This window comes from Sphingopyxis sp. PAMC25046, from assembly GCF_004795895.1.
In the GTDB taxonomy this organism is placed as follows: Bacteria; Pseudomonadota; Alphaproteobacteria; order Sphingomonadales; family Sphingomonadaceae; genus Sphingopyxis.
This window is the reverse complement of the sequence record NZ_CP039250.1, coordinates 3,237,903-3,251,851: the sequence shown is the minus strand read 5'-3', so window position 1 is coordinate 3,251,851 and position 13,949 is coordinate 3,237,903. Positions and strand designations below refer to the sequence as shown.

At 63.8% G+C, this 13,949-nt stretch carries 16 protein-coding genes and 1 other annotated feature; of the genes, 5 read left to right on the top strand and 11 right to left on the bottom strand.

Going from position 1 to position 13,949, the window contains the following annotated elements; genetic code table 11:
- Positions 1-318 precede the first annotated feature (318 nt).
- Both E5675_RS15325 and E5675_RS15320 read left to right on the top strand, forming a co-directional pair.
- Positions 319-1,332: a formylglycine-generating enzyme family protein gene (locus tag E5675_RS15325; RefSeq protein ID WP_136175286.1), complete on the top strand. Its 1,014-nt coding sequence runs from the start codon at positions 319-321 to the stop codon at positions 1,330-1,332.
- On the top strand, positions 1,329-1,517 hold the full coding sequence (locus E5675_RS15320; protein ID WP_136175285.1) for a hypothetical protein: 189 nt from the start codon (positions 1,329-1,331) through the stop codon (positions 1,515-1,517). Before E5675_RS15325 ends, E5675_RS15320 begins: the two co-directional genes overlap by 4 nt.
- Positions 1,518-2,007: 490 nt before the next feature.
- On the opposite strand, the gene E5675_RS15315 is transcribed toward E5675_RS15320, so the two are convergent.
- The 10 genes from E5675_RS15315 to E5675_RS15270 form a co-directional block, all read right to left on the bottom strand.
- Positions 2,008-2,490 (bottom strand): hypothetical protein, encoded by a 483-nt coding sequence (locus E5675_RS15315; RefSeq protein WP_136175284.1) that lies wholly within the window; start codon positions 2,488-2,490, stop codon positions 2,008-2,010.
- A complete protein-coding gene (locus tag E5675_RS15310; protein ID WP_136175283.1) occupies positions 2,487-2,822 on the bottom strand; it encodes a hypothetical protein in 336 nt (111 codons plus the stop codon). Before E5675_RS15310 ends, E5675_RS15315 begins: the two co-directional genes overlap by 4 nt.
- Positions 2,819-3,055 carry a hypothetical protein gene (locus E5675_RS15305; RefSeq protein WP_136175282.1) on the bottom strand — a complete coding sequence of 79 codons (237 nt, stop codon included), beginning with the start codon at positions 3,053-3,055 and terminating at the stop codon, positions 2,819-2,821. The genes E5675_RS15310 and E5675_RS15305 overlap by 4 nt, the downstream gene beginning before the upstream one ends.
- Before the next feature lie 37 nt (positions 3,056-3,092).
- Positions 3,093-3,845: a hypothetical protein gene (locus E5675_RS15300; protein ID WP_136175281.1), complete on the bottom strand. Its 753-nt coding sequence runs from the start codon at positions 3,843-3,845 to the stop codon at positions 3,093-3,095.
- A 109-nt stretch (positions 3,846-3,954) separates the two neighbouring features.
- Positions 3,955-4,365 carry a hypothetical protein gene (locus E5675_RS15295; RefSeq protein ID WP_136175280.1) on the bottom strand — a complete coding sequence of 137 codons (411 nt, stop codon included), beginning with the start codon at positions 4,363-4,365 and terminating at the stop codon, positions 3,955-3,957.
- On the bottom strand, positions 4,362-4,631 hold the full coding sequence (locus tag E5675_RS15290; protein WP_136175279.1) for a hypothetical protein: 270 nt from the start codon (positions 4,629-4,631) through the stop codon (positions 4,362-4,364). The genes E5675_RS15295 and E5675_RS15290 overlap by 4 nt, the downstream gene beginning before the upstream one ends.
- An 81-nt stretch (positions 4,632-4,712) precedes the next feature.
- The gene (locus E5675_RS15285; RefSeq protein ID WP_136175278.1) at positions 4,713-4,976 is read right to left on the bottom strand and encodes a hypothetical protein; all 264 of its coding nucleotides are present in this window, start codon (positions 4,974-4,976) and stop codon (positions 4,713-4,715) included.
- A gap of 65 nt (positions 4,977-5,041) precedes the next feature.
- On the bottom strand, positions 5,042-5,338 hold the full coding sequence (locus E5675_RS15280) for a hypothetical protein (RefSeq protein ID WP_136175277.1): 297 nt from the start codon (positions 5,336-5,338) through the stop codon (positions 5,042-5,044).
- 531 nt (positions 5,339-5,869) lie between these two features.
- On the bottom strand, positions 5,870-7,660 hold the full coding sequence (locus tag E5675_RS15275; protein ID WP_168707879.1) for a tetratricopeptide repeat protein: 1,791 nt from the start codon (positions 7,658-7,660) through the stop codon (positions 5,870-5,872).
- Between the two features lie 369 nt (positions 7,661-8,029).
- On the bottom strand, positions 8,030-9,526 hold the full coding sequence (locus E5675_RS15270) for a SulP family inorganic anion transporter (RefSeq protein WP_136175275.1): 1,497 nt from the start codon (positions 9,524-9,526) through the stop codon (positions 8,030-8,032).
- A 60-nt stretch (positions 9,527-9,586) separates the two neighbouring features.
- Positions 9,587-9,642: a sequence feature (sul1 is cis-regulatory element that is thought to sense ions involved in sulfur or methionine metabolism; They are found in Alphaproteobacteria), on the bottom strand.
- A 250-nt stretch (positions 9,643-9,892) separates the two neighbouring features.
- Here E5675_RS15270 and E5675_RS15265 point away from each other — a divergent pair.
- Positions 9,893-10,702 (top strand): universal stress protein, encoded by an 810-nt coding sequence (locus E5675_RS15265; protein ID WP_136175274.1) that lies wholly within the window; start codon positions 9,893-9,895, stop codon positions 10,700-10,702.
- A 48-nt stretch (positions 10,703-10,750) separates the two neighbouring features.
- On the top strand, positions 10,751-11,440 hold the full coding sequence (locus E5675_RS15260) for a Crp/Fnr family transcriptional regulator (RefSeq protein WP_136175273.1): 690 nt from the start codon (positions 10,751-10,753) through the stop codon (positions 11,438-11,440).
- A gap of 9 nt (positions 11,441-11,449) precedes the next feature.
- On the opposite strand, the gene E5675_RS15255 is transcribed toward E5675_RS15260, so the two are convergent.
- On the bottom strand, positions 11,450-12,121 hold the full coding sequence (locus E5675_RS15255) for an OmpW family outer membrane protein (RefSeq protein WP_136175272.1): 672 nt from the start codon (positions 12,119-12,121) through the stop codon (positions 11,450-11,452).
- 167 nt (positions 12,122-12,288) lie between these two features.
- On the opposite strand from E5675_RS15255, the gene ccoN reads away from it, so the two are divergent.
- Positions 12,289-13,947, top strand: a complete 1,659-nt coding sequence (gene ccoN / locus E5675_RS15250) for a cytochrome-c oxidase, cbb3-type subunit I (protein ID WP_136175271.1) — start codon at positions 12,289-12,291, stop codon at positions 13,945-13,947.
- Positions 13,948-13,949: the final 2 nt, after the last annotated feature.

Here is a 13,949-nt window from a genome sequence, read left to right as displayed (position 1 = left end):
GGTCATCTCACCCTGACGCTCGAACGCTCGAACGCTCGAACGCTCGACCGCGCGCGCCGAAGCGACGTCGGGTCCTCCTTTGCACCGCCATCGTCGGGCGGCGCGGCCATCCCCTATCTTGGCGGCTTGCTATCGGACGCCATGGGTTATGGCCTTGCTTTCATCCTCCCCGCCGCGTGCTATGCGGCGCTCTGCCTCTTTGCTATCGCTGCACAGCGCACGCCAGCCCGCCAAGCCAGTGCAGGCGCAACCGTCCACTGATGCGGCCAGTAGCGCTTTCGCCGCCGACGCAGCCCCCGTGCGACTTTGGAGATCCTAATGACCCGTTCGACCTTTCTCCTGCTTGGCGTATCGGCGCTGGCTGCCACGGTGGTGGCGTGCGGCGACGCGAAGATGCCTGGCGATACGCAGGCCACGACCGCGACACCGCGCACGTGCCCGGCGATCGCGGACACACCGGTGCAACTTGCCGGCGGCACCTTCGAAATGGGCGAGGACGACGTCTATGCTGAGGAAGGCCCGGTGCGGAAGACGACGGTCGCGGGCTTCTGGATCGATCCGCACGAGGTTACCAATCGCCAGTTCGCCGCGTTCGTGAAGGCGACCGGCTATGTCACCGTCGCCGAAAAACCCGTCGATCCGAAGCAGTTTCAGGTGCCCGTCGAGCAAATTCCGGCCGATATGCTGAAGGCCGGGTCGGCGGTGTTCACCCCGCCCGATTTTCCGTCGAACAACTATGCCGACTGGTGGAAATATGTTCCGGGGGCGAACTGGAAAAAGCCCTACGGTCCGACCGGTGCGGACCAGGTCGCCAACGAACCCGTCGTGCACTTGGCGTGGGACGATATGGTCGCTTATGCCAAATGGGCGGGCGGGCGCATTCCGACCGAGGCCGAATGGGAATATGCGGCGAGCGCCGGGCAGCGGTCGAAAAACGTCCAGCCTGAAGAAGCGAACAGCTGGCAGGGCGCCTTCCCGAACTACAATGCCGAATCCGACGGCTTCAAGGGCGTGTCGCCGGTCGGTTGCTACCAGCCGAACGCCAACGGCCTCTACGACATGGTTGGCAATGTGTGGGAGGTGACGTCGGACTTCTTCAAACCGGGCCATAACCCCTACGACAAGGATAATCCGAAGGGGCCGAGCGAAAACCACGCCTATGATCCGCTCAACCCGGGGATGCCGTCGCGCACCGTCAAGGGCGGCAGCTATCTTTGCGCGCCCAATTATTGCCAGCGCTATCGCCCGGCCTCGCGGCAGGGGCGCGATCCGGGGCTTGGCACGAGCAACGTCGGCTTCCGCCTCGTCTACGATCAGGCACCGAAGGCGTGAGGCTCAACCGTCGCGACTTCATCGGCAGCGCCGCTGGCGCCGCGCTCGTTACAACGATGGCGCGCGCGGCCGAAACCGAGACGCTCGACGCGATCGCACGGCGGCGCGGGTTGCGCTTCGGAACGGCTGCATCGTTCGACCAGCTTCGCCGTGCCGACAGTCGCGCCCTGATCGCGCGCGAATGAGGATCGCGCTCTCGGCTCCCGTTACGGGTGCGACGCAGTTTACGGCGTATACGTCAGTATCGAACATGATGAAGCCGTTGGGATCCTTGCTTGCAGGCGCGGCTTTCGGTTCTGAAATGACGACGGAGCTATTCTGGGGCGCCATTGTGCTCATATGTTTGTTTTCTGTATTCGTAATAAAAATTTCCAAAAATCCGAGAGTTAATATGCGGGGGCGGTTCAACCTTTTCTTGTAAAAGCCTGATTAAATTCTACCTTCAACGTTATCCATACTATCGTTGCAACCGATTGTTTGTAGCAGAAGCCACGCCGACCACTCTCAACAAGACCTTCGGTATCTCGCGGCTATTGGTCAAACTTACACAGACTCGGCTCGTCTGGTCATGAAAACGCGGCTATTTTGGCCAATATTTGCGGAGGAAAGGGGGTTCCGCCACGGCGGAAATCGCGCCGGACGGAAGGCGCAAGGGCGCAGCGAAAAACCTCTCGCTCATGATGCCGGCGCCATCGGCTCGCCGGTCAATTCGGCGCTTGTGACGCCCTCGTCGCAATTCTCCCTATCGCCGCACTCGCTGTAGCTCTTGCAGATCGCTGCCACGCGGACGTGCAACCGTTCCGACAAACTCTCGCCTTTGGGCATATCGGGTCGGTCGAAGATGACGCGCCGCATTCCGGGTTCGACTGCCTCCCACGCCGCGCGCAATAGCCGCGTTGCGGGGGCGAGTTCCGCCACGCTGGGCCGGCTGGCCGCAGTCTCGCCCGACTCGATATATTTAAGATCGAGCAGAAGGCCCTCAACCTCTTCAAGGCTCGACAGGAAAGCTGTCATATGCCGAGCCAGATTCTGATGCGCGGCAAATTCCTCGGCCAGCGCGACGCCGAGAAATTCGGTGTGATGACCACCTCGCGGCCACCAGATTGCGCCTTCCTCAAACTGTCCCGCCATCGGCGCGAGATCAAGCGGCCGGTTCATGCGCGGCAGCAGTCGGCCGAGGCGAACGATATTCGCTTGCGCCTCATCGTGCAGGGGAGCGAGGGCTTCGCCCAGTCTGCGGGCGCTTCGGCGGCGGCCTGGCTCGCCGCCCGCTCCAACGCGACGAGGAACGCGCCGAAATGGCGGTCGAAATCCTCGAAGCTGTCCTCGACATATTGCGCGGCGGGCGGTTCGCCTGCCCATGCCTCCTGATCGGGATAACAGGCGGGAAACTCCTCGCGTTCATAGGCAGCAAGGTCGACGTCGGTGCAGGCGCCGAGCAGAAGAGCCGCGGGAGCCAGAACCACGGCAGCGAGGGTCTTCCCGATCATCCCGCGGTTTCCTCGTACATTGCCACCACTTGTCGTCGAAGGCGGCTGGCAAGGCCCGTGTGCCAGCCATCATCGAAAATGCGCAATGCCGGCTGCCGAAAATCGGCTTCATAAGCTTCGGCGAGCGCGCCGTCCGCGAGGATGCGCAGCGCGCCGATATCGGTCTCGGGCGCTGCTTGCGAGGGCATTGGTACGGCCAGCATCGCGCATGCGAAGAGGGCGGTCGCGGCCAATTTCGCCCCTGCAACCACACGCGGCCGAAGCGACATCCTATTTTTCATAGGTGTATATCGTCCGGCAAACCCAAGCCCGCTTGCCGCTTTCGCCGGTCGTGCGGCAGCTTCGCATGCCGCGATCGACCACCTTGCCGCCTTCGGCCTCGGCGCGCCGGTCGCCGCGCAGATACAGATAGTTGGCGGCAACGAACTCGGTATCGCCAAAGCCCTCGGCGTCGAACAGAAAGCGGCTCGCGGCGGCCGGTTCGGGCCCATGGGACTCGTCGCTGTCCTGTCCGCGCGGAACCAGATATTTGGCCGACACCCAGCCGGTCAGGCATGGCCCCTCATAGGGGCGGACGCTTCCGACATTTTCTTCGGCGCGACACTTGTCGTCGGCCGGCAAATAGCCATTAGCCTGATAAACGATGCCGATCCAGCTGCCGCTGTCGTTCTGGTCGCAGATATAGACGGGCGCATCGTCCTTCAGCTTGTCGATGCGCTGGGCCTTGACCGTGGGGCCTTCGCGCACGGCAAGGAAGTCGTCGGCACCGCCGGGCAGGTTCGCGACCGATCCGATACCGCGGCACGCATCGGCGTGGGGGCCGCCGGTGCCAACGCGAACGGGACGCCGCAGCGAGGCAGGGACCTTCGCCGGCGCCGGTTCCAAATCCCCCTTTTTCGCCGAAACGCCGGTCGCCGCCGGCGGCTCACGCGGCGGCGCGGCATTTTGCTGTCCGAACAGGTACATGACCGCACCGACGAGCAGTATGATCACCGCGACCAAACCCCCAATTGTCTTGTTCATATGCCTTCACCCCCGATCAGATGCCGAACTCGGGACCGCAGCCATGGCCAGCCGGGCGGCCGCCGCGCTCGTGCCATCGGCGCTCCGCCGCAGCATCATCGCCGCACCCTCACGGATAGCCCGAACCTTGATAGGTCGGGTGCGCAATGCAGCGGCGGCCGTCGAGCGTTGCGTCATAGGTGTAAGCGCCTGCCAGTGATGGCGGACGCCCGTCCGAATACCAGGTGGCGTTGAAGCCGCGCCCGCCATTGGCCCAATGCGGGCAGCGGTAGGCGCTTGAATGGCGGCGGTCGCGGGGATGCCCGTGGCGATATCGCTCGTGCCTCCCGCCATCATGCTCCAGCCGTCGGAGCGCCGCCCGCTTCGCCTCCAGGCACACGCGATCATGTCCGGCGAAACGCCCGTCGCGATAGACCGAGCATTGCTCGTAATCGCCGTCGGAGAGCGACTGGGCGGACGCCGGCATTGCGGACAGCGCCGCAAGGCACAGCATAAGGGTCGCGACGCGTGCGGGCGTCATTTTTTGTGCCGCTCGACATAAACCGGCAACTTGCAGTCCCAGTGCTGGTTCACGCCCGGCGGCGGGGTGTAGATGCACTCGCCGAAACTGATGCTCTTCACCGTATAGTGATTGTAGAGGTTCTTGGCATATTTGATGGCGTTCTCGCGCGCGGCGGACTTTGTCGGCCCGGTCTGAAGTACATATTCCGTGGTGCGCTGGGCCCAAGCGGTAACCGGCAAGCCGGTCAGACATGCTGCCAAAACTGCGATCGTGACCTTGTTCATAATGATTGCCTTTCCTTCGGTGTGAAACTGTCCGAGCCAAGACTTGGTAGTCACCCGGCACTGCGAACGACGACCGCGCCGCTAACCACGGCGCGGCTCGTAATAGATGTTGACGGAGCAGAGGTAGCGGCCTTCCCTGCGGTTCCGCTCGGTGCATTCTCCGCACTGTCCGAAACCCAGAACCTTCACGTCGCGATAGACGCGAAGCCCGCTGGCCGTGGCGCGGTAGCAGGCCTGTTCGTGCGTATCGCCATAGCCGTGAACCTTCTTCACTTCCTCGGCGGCGATCGCTTGAGCCGCGAATGCAGCGCTGAGCGCGCCGAGCGAAAAGAAAATGCGTTTCATGGCAGATCTCCCTCTTTGCAAAAGCGGCGTTTCAACTCCTCGGCCCTCGTCCGCCGCCACGTCCCTCATTGCGAACCCGAGCGCACCAGAACCTCGTAGGTCAGTCGGCAACGGTAACCGGCGGTCGGCCCATCGCCCTTCGACGCAATCGGAACACAGACACAGCGGCCGATGTTCAGCCCGAGATATTTGCGCGCCTCGGCGGCCGCGCGCACGCGCGCGGCGGCGCAGCCCCCCGCTTCGTCGCGCCCTTGTGCATCGACCGCCCGCATCGTCCAGCGCGCGTCCCGCGCGGCGCCGGGATCGGACCAGAGTGCGAGCGGGGCCGAGGCGATCATGACATAGGCAATGCGCGCAGACATCAGCGCGATGATGTCCCCCAGCCGTCGCGTCGCGCGGCATTGGCTTGTTCGATGGAACGCATCAGCCCGTCGTATCTCGACCGCCGAACCATGCCATTGAAGGACGCCCGGCACTGATATTCCTTCATGCGGCCGCTACCGCCGGGCCTCGGCCTCGAGGTACAGGAACAACTTCCCGCTTCGAAAGAGCGCATATCCGCAGGCGACGGATTGCGTGTCGCGATGAGGCACGCTTCCCGTTCGCTGATCGCCCAATAGGATATGCTCGACCCCGAAATAGGGACCATCGGGTCCGATTGCGCCGATGCCGCCCCGGCGCCGACTACGATAGCGGCGGCCGCGGCCACGGCGCTCATCCTGATCAGCTTCATTCAGCATCTCCCCTCGCACTGCGCTCCCCCGCGCCACGAAGAAAATGCTGATGCCTGCCGCGCCAGAAATCTTTGCTTCGCCCCTGAAAAAAGTTGAAACTTGTTTCCGGCAGATTCTGAAAATTTTGAATTACATGCTTTTTCAGCTGGTTGATGGAAATCAACGCATTGCGTTCACATCCGCCCCGGCGAGGCTTTTCGCCTCCGCCAATGCCGGATAGGTCGGCGGAAGCTTGTCGGCAGCGTCCAGCGCCGACAAGCAGGCGCGTCCGGCCTGCCGCGCGGCGGCTGCGTCACGGCGCGCCAGCGCGATTCGGCCGGCAAGGCAATCCAGCCGCGCGCGCCAAGGGTGGTCGGGCATGAAGCCGCCCCGGTCCATCGCCATGTGCGCACGGCGCCGTTCATCTTCCGCCTCGTCGGTCTTGCCGAGCGCGGCGAGCGCACGCGCCCATCGCATGTGGAAATAAGCCGCCTTGGCGTCGCGGCCATAGAGCACCCGCGCACCGATCCGCCGGGCTTCGCGGAGCAAGGCCTCGGCCTGCTCGACCCCGCCGGTCTGCGCCTCGGCCAATGCCAATTCGCCCATGACATAAAGCGTCCAGAAATGATCCGAACCCAGCGTCTCGCGATAACGTGTCAGCATCGGGCGCAGGATCGCGCGCGCCTGATCGGGCTCCCCGCGCCACAGATGGGCGATGGCCCGGCTGTAGGCGGGCGATAGCGATTCGGGATGGTTGCTTCCCAGCGTTGCATTGAAAATCGCCTCCGCGCTGGATAAATGCCGGTCCGCTTTCGCAAAATCTCCGCTTGCCACCAGGAAATCGCCATAGTCGGCATAGGCCCAGGCCGTCAGTGGATGACGGTCGCCCCATGTCGCCTGACGGATGGTCAAATGCCGCCGGTATGCGCCATCGGCCAGTTCAAAGCGTGCGAGTTTTCGCAGCGACAGCGCCTGAAACCATTCCGCATCGGCACGCTCGGCGGGAGACAAGCCCGCGGAATCGGTCAGCACTCCGGCAAGCGCCGTGGCGGCTTCGTCATATTGGCCAACCTCGAACTGCAATTTGGCGCGCACGATCTGCGCCGCGCCAAGCAGCGGCGAGCCCGCCGAGCGGGCAACCTGTTCGGCGCGCAGGCAGATTCGGTCCGCCCGGCGCGTTTCGCCGGCGAGGCGCAGATTCTGGCACAAGGCGATATCGACCGGGATATTCTGCCGCGCATATCCTCCGTGCAGGCGGGTGTTGAGCGCTTGGGCGCGATCGAAATGGCTGACCGCCTTTTCATATTCGCCCCATCCCGAAAAGGCTTGCCCGACCATGCGGTGCAGGACGGCGCGTGTCGCCGGATCGTCGCGCAGCCGGTCGTCCATCGTGGCGGCCGTCCGCTCCACCACCTGCCGCAGCGACCGGTCCTGCTGCGTGGACGCATAGGGATCGGCTTCGGCCAAAAGGTCGGAAGAGAGGAAGGTCAGCAGCGCCTCGACCTCGCGCTCGCGCTCGGCAGCCTGCTGTTGCGCCGTGGACGCCCACCACAGCGCCGCTCCAGCCACGACGAGGCTCAAGCCGAGCGACAGGACGCCCGCCGTCGTCAGCGCCCGCTGACGACTTTCGAACAACCGGGCCCGGAGGCGCGTGGCGATGCCGGCGCCATGTCCCGCCTCGGGAGGCGGACCATGGAGGCGTTCTACCGGTCCGGTCAGCCGGTATCCGCTACCATAGATCGCCTCTATCCGTCGGCCGTCCTCGCCCAGCGCCTGGCGCAAGCGTCCGATTGCCTTGGCGAGCGAATTTTCATGCACGAGCCGCCCCGGCCAGCCGATTTCGAGCAATTCATCCTTGCCGAGAGGTTCATCGATGCGACGCAATAGTGCCGCAAGTAAAGCGGCGCAGCTGCGATCGATCTCGGTCGCCTGCCCGTCGATCGCCAGCTTGCCGCCTGCTTCAGCGAACATGACGCGACCAAAGCGCCACCGACAGGATTCGCTGTCTTCTGCCCCCATGGGCCTTTCATAGCCCCAAATCGCAAACGCACAATGAAGCTTCCCGGCTAGCAGTCAGTTTTACCTTGAAGGAAGGGAGGGTAGTAAAACTGCATCGTAGAATGTTTCAAATCGCAATCTCCAGCGAGCTGGAACAATGATGTGCCAACGGCAACTTGTCGGGGCCCCGTCTTCGCGGGCATGACGAAGTAAGAAATGGAATGATAGTCACCGGCCGATTCTCGCCGCGGCCGCCGGCGACCGCGAACGTCCGCTTCCCGAGTTTCTTCACCCGACAGCCGCCCGTCTCCAACCGGCCAGCGTCCGCGTTACAGTTTTGCGTCAATGGGGTACGGCCCCAAGCTCGAACCCGGTCTTGTCGTGCAGCGCAAATTTGTCGACGATGTCGGCGCTCGCGCGATTGTAGCCAATGACTTCAACTGTGCGCCCTTCACGCCGCAGGCGGGCGATGATCTTATCGAGCGCGCCGACCCCAGAGATGTCCCAGAAATGGGCTGCGGACACATCGATCAGGATTTTGGATGCGCTTTCGTCGTCTTGAAAGCTCCGCGTGAAGCGGTCGACCGACGCGAAGAAGATTTGGCCCGTCACGAAGTAGGTCGCGCTGTTTGCGTGGGGGCCGATCTCGCGCCGCACCTCGAACATCCGCTGCACCTTCGCGGCGAAGAAGATGCCCGATAGCAATACACCCGCGAGCACACCGAGCGAGAGGTCGTGCGTTACCACGACAACGACAACGGTCGTAACCATGACGATCGAAGAGGTCGGAGGATGACGGCGAAGATTGGCGATCGAGTTCCAGCTGAAGGTGCCGATCGACACCATGATCATGACGGCGACCAGCGCCGGCATTGGCATGCGGCCGACATAGGGACCGAGAACCGCGAGCAGGACGAGCAGCGTCGAGCCGGCGGTGAAGGTAGAAAGGCGCGTGCGTCCGCCCGACGTAACATTGATGACCGACTGACCGATCATCGCGCAACCGCCCATTCCGCCGACGAAGGCGGCGGCGATGTTGGCAGTACCTTGCCCGGCGCACTCGCGACGCTTGTCGCTGTCGCTGTGCGTCATGTCGTCGACGATCTGCGCGGTGAGAAGCGATTCCAGAAGGCCGACCGCAGCCATCGTCAGCGAATAGGGAAGGATGATCTGCAGCGTTTCCAGCGTGAGCGGGACGTCGGGCAGGACGATGCTCGGGAGGCCCTCGGGCAGCCTGCCCATGTCGCCGACGGTGTTCACCGGCAGTCCGAAGCCGATGCTGATCACCGACAGGATGAGAATGGCGACGAGCGGTGAAGGGACGGCCTTCGTCAGGCGAGGTAGCAGGTAGATGATCGCGAGACCGCCGACGACCATTGCATAAGCCTCCCACGTCACATTGGTGAGCTGCGGCAGCTGCGCCATGAAGATCAGGATAGCGAGCGCGTTAACGAAACCCGTAATCACCGAGCGTGACACGAACTGCATGACGAGGTCGAGCCGCAGCAGCCCCGCGACGATCTGGATGACTCCCATCAGGATCGTTGCGGCGAAGAGGTATTCGACGCCATGTTCCTTGACGAGAGGGATGACGAGGACGGCGACTGCGGCGGTTGCCGCCGAGATCATGCCCGGACGGCCTCCGGTGAAAGAGATGACGATCGCGATCGCGATCGAAGCGTAGAGGCCGACGCGCGGATCTACACCGGCGATGATGGAGAAGCCGATTGCCTCTGGGATGAGTGCCAGCGCGACGACGATGCCGGCAAGAATATCGGCGCGCGCGGTGGCGCCGCCGGCGAACCATTGCTGGCGGTAAGCGGTAAGTCCGTTGAACATGAAGAGCTCACATCAAGACACACGGCGCCCAGAGTGACGCATTCACTTTATCATGTGCGATGTTGTCCGGCGGATCGGCGGCCGGAATAGCCACCCGGAGTTGCACCGGGTCCTTGCGAATGGCGGCCCTCTATCCTGAGGCCTGCGTGTATTGCAAGTGTGCGCTTACACCGCTGTTTCGAAGTCGCTCGTGGAAACTCGCCGTTTCCAGACGTCGCTTGAGTTCGCTGTGGATCGAAATCAGCGAAAGCCCGCTTTCGTCGAACACGCTCCAAAAGCTGCCTGCCCACTTCCGGCCATTGACGCGGATCAATGACTAACGTCGCAGCGCGTTCCAATCTCGCACCATTGAAGGGAGATTATACGATGCGTAACATTCTGGTTCAGGCTGACAATGACGCAGGCATGGCGACCCGGATCGAAAGCGCGCTGGCGATCGCCCGCCGCTTCGGGGCGCATCTCAGCCTTCTGATCAGCTCGCCCTATCAGCAATTCATCGCTTCAGATCCTTTCGGAGGACTTTATCTCGTGAAGGAACAGCTGGCGCAGGCGCAGGTGGCCGACGCCGAGCTGGAGAAACGGCTGAGCGCCGAACTCGAGCGCGAGGATGTGCCATGGGACGTCGCGGTGGCCGACGGCGATGCCCTGTCGACCCTGTCGCTGGCCGCAACGCTGTCCGACCTTGCGATCGTGTCGCTCGGCGCCTGTGATCGCCGCGGCCATCGAGGCCCGACGATCGCCGCCGATCTGGCGCTCACGGTGCCGGTCCCGGTCCTTGCGCTGCCGCCCGAAGCGGCGCCGTTCTATCTCGACGCACCGGTTATGGTGGCGTGGAACGGCAGCCCGCAGGCGGCCAATGCCTTGCGCGCCGGCGTGTCGCTGATGGGCGATGCCGCGAACGTCACGCTCGTCGCGGTCGGCGATGACGAGGGCCGTGTCCCCGCAGAAGACGCGCTTCGCTATATGTCACGCTACGGCGTGCATGCTGAACTTCGGCGCGAGCCCAGGGGCGCCCACACCGCCGAGGAGGTGCTCGAACGCCTCGCGGCCGAGATCCGGCCCGGCCTGATCGTCATGGGGGCGTTCGGCCGGCCGCGGCTGCGCGAAACCTTGTTCGGCGGCGTGACGCGCTACCTGCTCGAAGCCGCGCCAGCGCCCTTGCTGCTCGCGCACTAGCGCTTCGGCGCGCTTTCCAAACCGGCCGCCTTATTGTACGGCGGACCCGTGACCGATTGCGCAACCTGTGTTGTCCGAAACCGCGCAATTTGCGCGAGCCTCGACGCGGCGGAGCTCGCCGCGCTGGGCAAGATGGGCCGCCGGCAAAAGGTCCGCGCCGGGCAGACCCTCCTTTGGGAAGGCGACGGTGCGCCCGTGGTCGCGAATGTGCTCGAAGGCGTGCTGAAGCTCGTCGTGTCGACCGCCGACGGGCGCGAGCAGATCGTCGGCGTCGTCTTTCCCTCCGATTTCATCGGCCGCCCCTTCGGCAAGGAAAGCCCGTACAGCGTCACCGCGATGACCGACGCCGAGGTGTGCATCTTCAACCGCAATAATTTCGACGAATTTGCGAGCTCGCACCCCGATCTCCAGCAGAAATTGCTCCGCCGCACCCTCGACGAACTCGACCGTGCGCGCCACTGGATGATGCTGCTCGGGCGCAAATCCGCGTCGGAAAAGGTGGCATCCTTCCTGCTCGAAATGTCCGAACGCCTGTCGGGGCAGGGGTGCCAGTCGGGCGCGCGCAACGGATTCGAACTGCCCTTCGGTCGCCAGCAGATCGCCGATATCCTGGGCCTGACGATCGAAACGACGAGCCGACAGCTTACGCGGATGCGCGCCGACGGCGTCGTCGATCTGCCCTCGCGCCGCGAGATCGTGATCAACGACCGTGCGGCGATGGAGGTCATGGCGGGATAGGGCCTCCGCTCAGAAGCGGAAGGCGACCCCGGTGCTGATCACCCACGGATCGAGCTTGTGCCGCGTTTTCAGCACTTCGGTGCCGCCGGCATACCAGGTCGCGGTCGGACGCAGGAAATAGCGTTTGGCGTCGATCGACAGCGCCAGCCCCTTGCCGCCCAGCGGAATGTCGATTCCGGCCTGCAACGCGGCGCCGAGCTTGTCGCCCATCTTTTGCCGCGTCGCGCCCAGCGCGCGCGTCGTCGCGCCCGGCTTTTCGTCGATAAAGATGAAATAGCTGGGGCCGGCGCCGACATAGGGCCGGACGCCGCCGTCCTTGCCGAAATGATATTTGAGCGTCAGCGTCGCGGGCACGATCTTCGCGTTGGACACCAGCGTCGCGCCATCCAGCGCGCCGCGCCCGTCCACATCATGCTGCGTCACCCCGGCGATGGTTTCGAGCGAGATGGCGTCGGAGACGAAATATTCGATCGCGACCGTCGGCGTGACATTGTCGTCGGCCTTGGTCTGCGTGCCCGCGGGCAGGCCGATCAGGTCGGTCTTGACGTCGCTGATCTTGCCGTCGGGGGCGACATAGGTCGCGAGCAGCTTGAACTGGACGTCGCCCGCCTTGGCAAAAGCCTGGCCGGGAAGCGCAAGCGCGGCGGCGAGCGCGATGAGCGGGAGCGTTCTGGTCGTCATGGATGATCCTCCTGTTTGGACGGCGCATCCCTGCGTCGGGTCCGGCTGCCGCGCATTGATGCGGCGCAACAAGTTCGTTGATCCCGATCAATGTTTTGGCCCGAGCCCGCGTCCATGGCTGCGGTGAAGCGCGCGGCAGCAAAGCCGCGCCAAGCAGGGACAGAGATATGGACGGTCTGGTAACAAGGGCGGGGGGCTGGTTGGGATTGACCCTGCTTGCCTTCGTGGCGGCGGCGCTGGCGGTCGATGCGCCGTTTGCGGTGCATATGGTGATCGTCGCTCTCGCGTGCCTCGCGATGCTGTGGGCCACCGTCACGCGCGCCGACTATGGCGCGATTGCGCGCGGGATTTTGAAGATGCCCGCCGACCAGGGCGTCTACGACGACGATCCGGTGCGCTGGGGCGTCGTCGCGACCCTGTTCTGGGGGATCGCGGGGATGGCGGCGGGGCTGTTCATCGCGCTCCAGCTCGCCTTCCCGGCGCTCAACCTCAATCTCGAATATACGACGTTCGGGCGCCTCAGGCCTCTCCACACCTCGGCGGTGATCTTCGCCTTCGGCGGCAATGCGCTGATCGCGACGAGCTTTTACGTCGTCCAGCGCACCTGCCGCGCGCGGCTGGCTTTCCCGGCGCTCGCGCGGTTCGTGTTCTGGGGATATCAGCTGTTCATCGTGCTCGCCGCGACGGGCTATCTGATGGGCGTCACCGCGGCGAAGGAATATGCCGAGCCCGAATGGTATGTCGACCTGTGGCTGACGATCGTCTGGGTCGCCTATCTCGCGGTCTTCGTCGGCACGATCGTCAAGCGCCGCGAACCGCATATCTATGTCGCCAACTGGTTTTACCTGAGCTTCATCGTCACCATCGCGATGCTCCACATCGTCAACAATCTGTCGATGCCGGCGAGCCTGCTGGGATCCAAAAGCTATGCCGCCTTCGCCGGGGTGCAGGATGCGCTGACGCAGTGGTGGTACGGCCATAATGCGGTCGGTTTCTTCCTGACCGCGGGCTTCCTCGCGATGATGTATTATTTCGTGCCGAAGCAGGCCGAACGGCCGGTCTATTCCTATCGCCTTTCGATCATCCACTTCTGGTCGCTGATCTTCCTCTACATCTGGGCGGGGCCGCACCACCTTCATTACACCGCGCTGCCCGACTGGGCGCAGACGCTGGGCATGGTCTTTTCGGTCATCCTGTGGATGCCGAGCTGGGGCGGCATGATCAACGGGCTGATGACGCTGAACGGCGCGTGGGACAAGATCCGCACCGACCCGATCATCCGCATGATGGTGATGGCGCTCGCCTTTTACGGCATGAGCACCTTCGAAGGCCCGATGATGTCGATCAAATGGGTCAACTCGATGTCGCACTACACCGACTGGACGATCGGCCATGTGCACAGCGGCGCGCTCGGCTGGAACGGCATGATCACCTTTGCCTGCGTCTATTATCTCGTGCCGCGCCTGTGGGGCCGTCCGCGCCTTTACAGCCTGCGCATGGTCAACTGGCACTTCTGGCTCGCGACCGTCGGGATCGTTTTCTACGCCGCGTCGATGTGGGTCGCGGGCATCATGCAGGGACTGATGTGGCGCGAATATGGCGCCGACGGCTACCTCGTCTACAGCTTTGCCGAAAGCGTCGCGGCGATGCACCCGATGTACCTGATCCGCGCCGCGGGCGGGGCGATGTATCTTGCCGGCTTCTTGATCATGATCGCCAACGTCTGGGCGACGATCGGCGGGAAGATTCGCGCCGAAAAGCCGATGACCGAAACCCCGTACAGCGCCGCGGCGGACCGCCCGCTTGTGCCCGTTCCCGCCGAATAAGG

Bases quoted from the DNA above. Each gene is read 5' to 3' on its own strand.
- E5675_RS15325 (WP_136175286.1), top strand. From the start codon at position 319: ATGACCCGTTCGACCTTTCTCCTGCTTGGCGTATCGGCGCTGGCTGCC.
- E5675_RS15315 (WP_136175284.1), bottom strand. From the start codon at position 2,490: ATGAACCGGCCGCTTGATCTCGCGCCGATGGCGGGACAGTTTGAGGAA.
- E5675_RS15310 (WP_136175283.1), bottom strand. From the start codon at position 2,822: ATGATCGGGAAGACCCTCGCTGCCGTGGTTCTGGCTCCCGCGGCTCTT.
- E5675_RS15300 (WP_136175281.1), bottom strand. From the start codon at position 3,845: ATGAACAAGACAATTGGGGGTTTGGTCGCGGTGATCATACTGCTCGTC.
- E5675_RS15295 (WP_136175280.1), bottom strand. From the start codon at position 4,365: ATGACGCCCGCACGCGTCGCGACCCTTATGCTGTGCCTTGCGGCGCTG.
- E5675_RS15290 (WP_136175279.1), bottom strand. From the start codon at position 4,631: ATGAACAAGGTCACGATCGCAGTTTTGGCAGCATGTCTGACCGGCTTG.
- E5675_RS15285 (WP_136175278.1), bottom strand. From the start codon at position 4,976: ATGAAACGCATTTTCTTTTCGCTCGGCGCGCTCAGCGCTGCATTCGCG.
- E5675_RS15280 (WP_136175277.1), bottom strand. From the start codon at position 5,338: ATGTCTGCGCGCATTGCCTATGTCATGATCGCCTCGGCCCCGCTCGCA.
- E5675_RS15275 (WP_168707879.1), bottom strand. From the start codon at position 7,660: ATGTTCGCTGAAGCAGGCGGCAAGCTGGCGATCGACGGGCAGGCGACC.
- E5675_RS15270 (WP_136175275.1), bottom strand. From the start codon at position 9,526: ATGTTCAACGGACTTACCGCTTACCGCCAGCAATGGTTCGCCGGCGGC.
- E5675_RS15265 (WP_136175274.1), top strand. From the start codon at position 9,893: ATGCGTAACATTCTGGTTCAGGCTGACAATGACGCAGGCATGGCGACC.
- E5675_RS15255 (WP_136175272.1), bottom strand. From the start codon at position 12,121: ATGACGACCAGAACGCTCCCGCTCATCGCGCTCGCCGCCGCGCTTGCG.
- ccoN (WP_136175271.1), top strand. From the start codon at position 12,289: ATGGACGGTCTGGTAACAAGGGCGGGGGGCTGGTTGGGATTGACCCTG.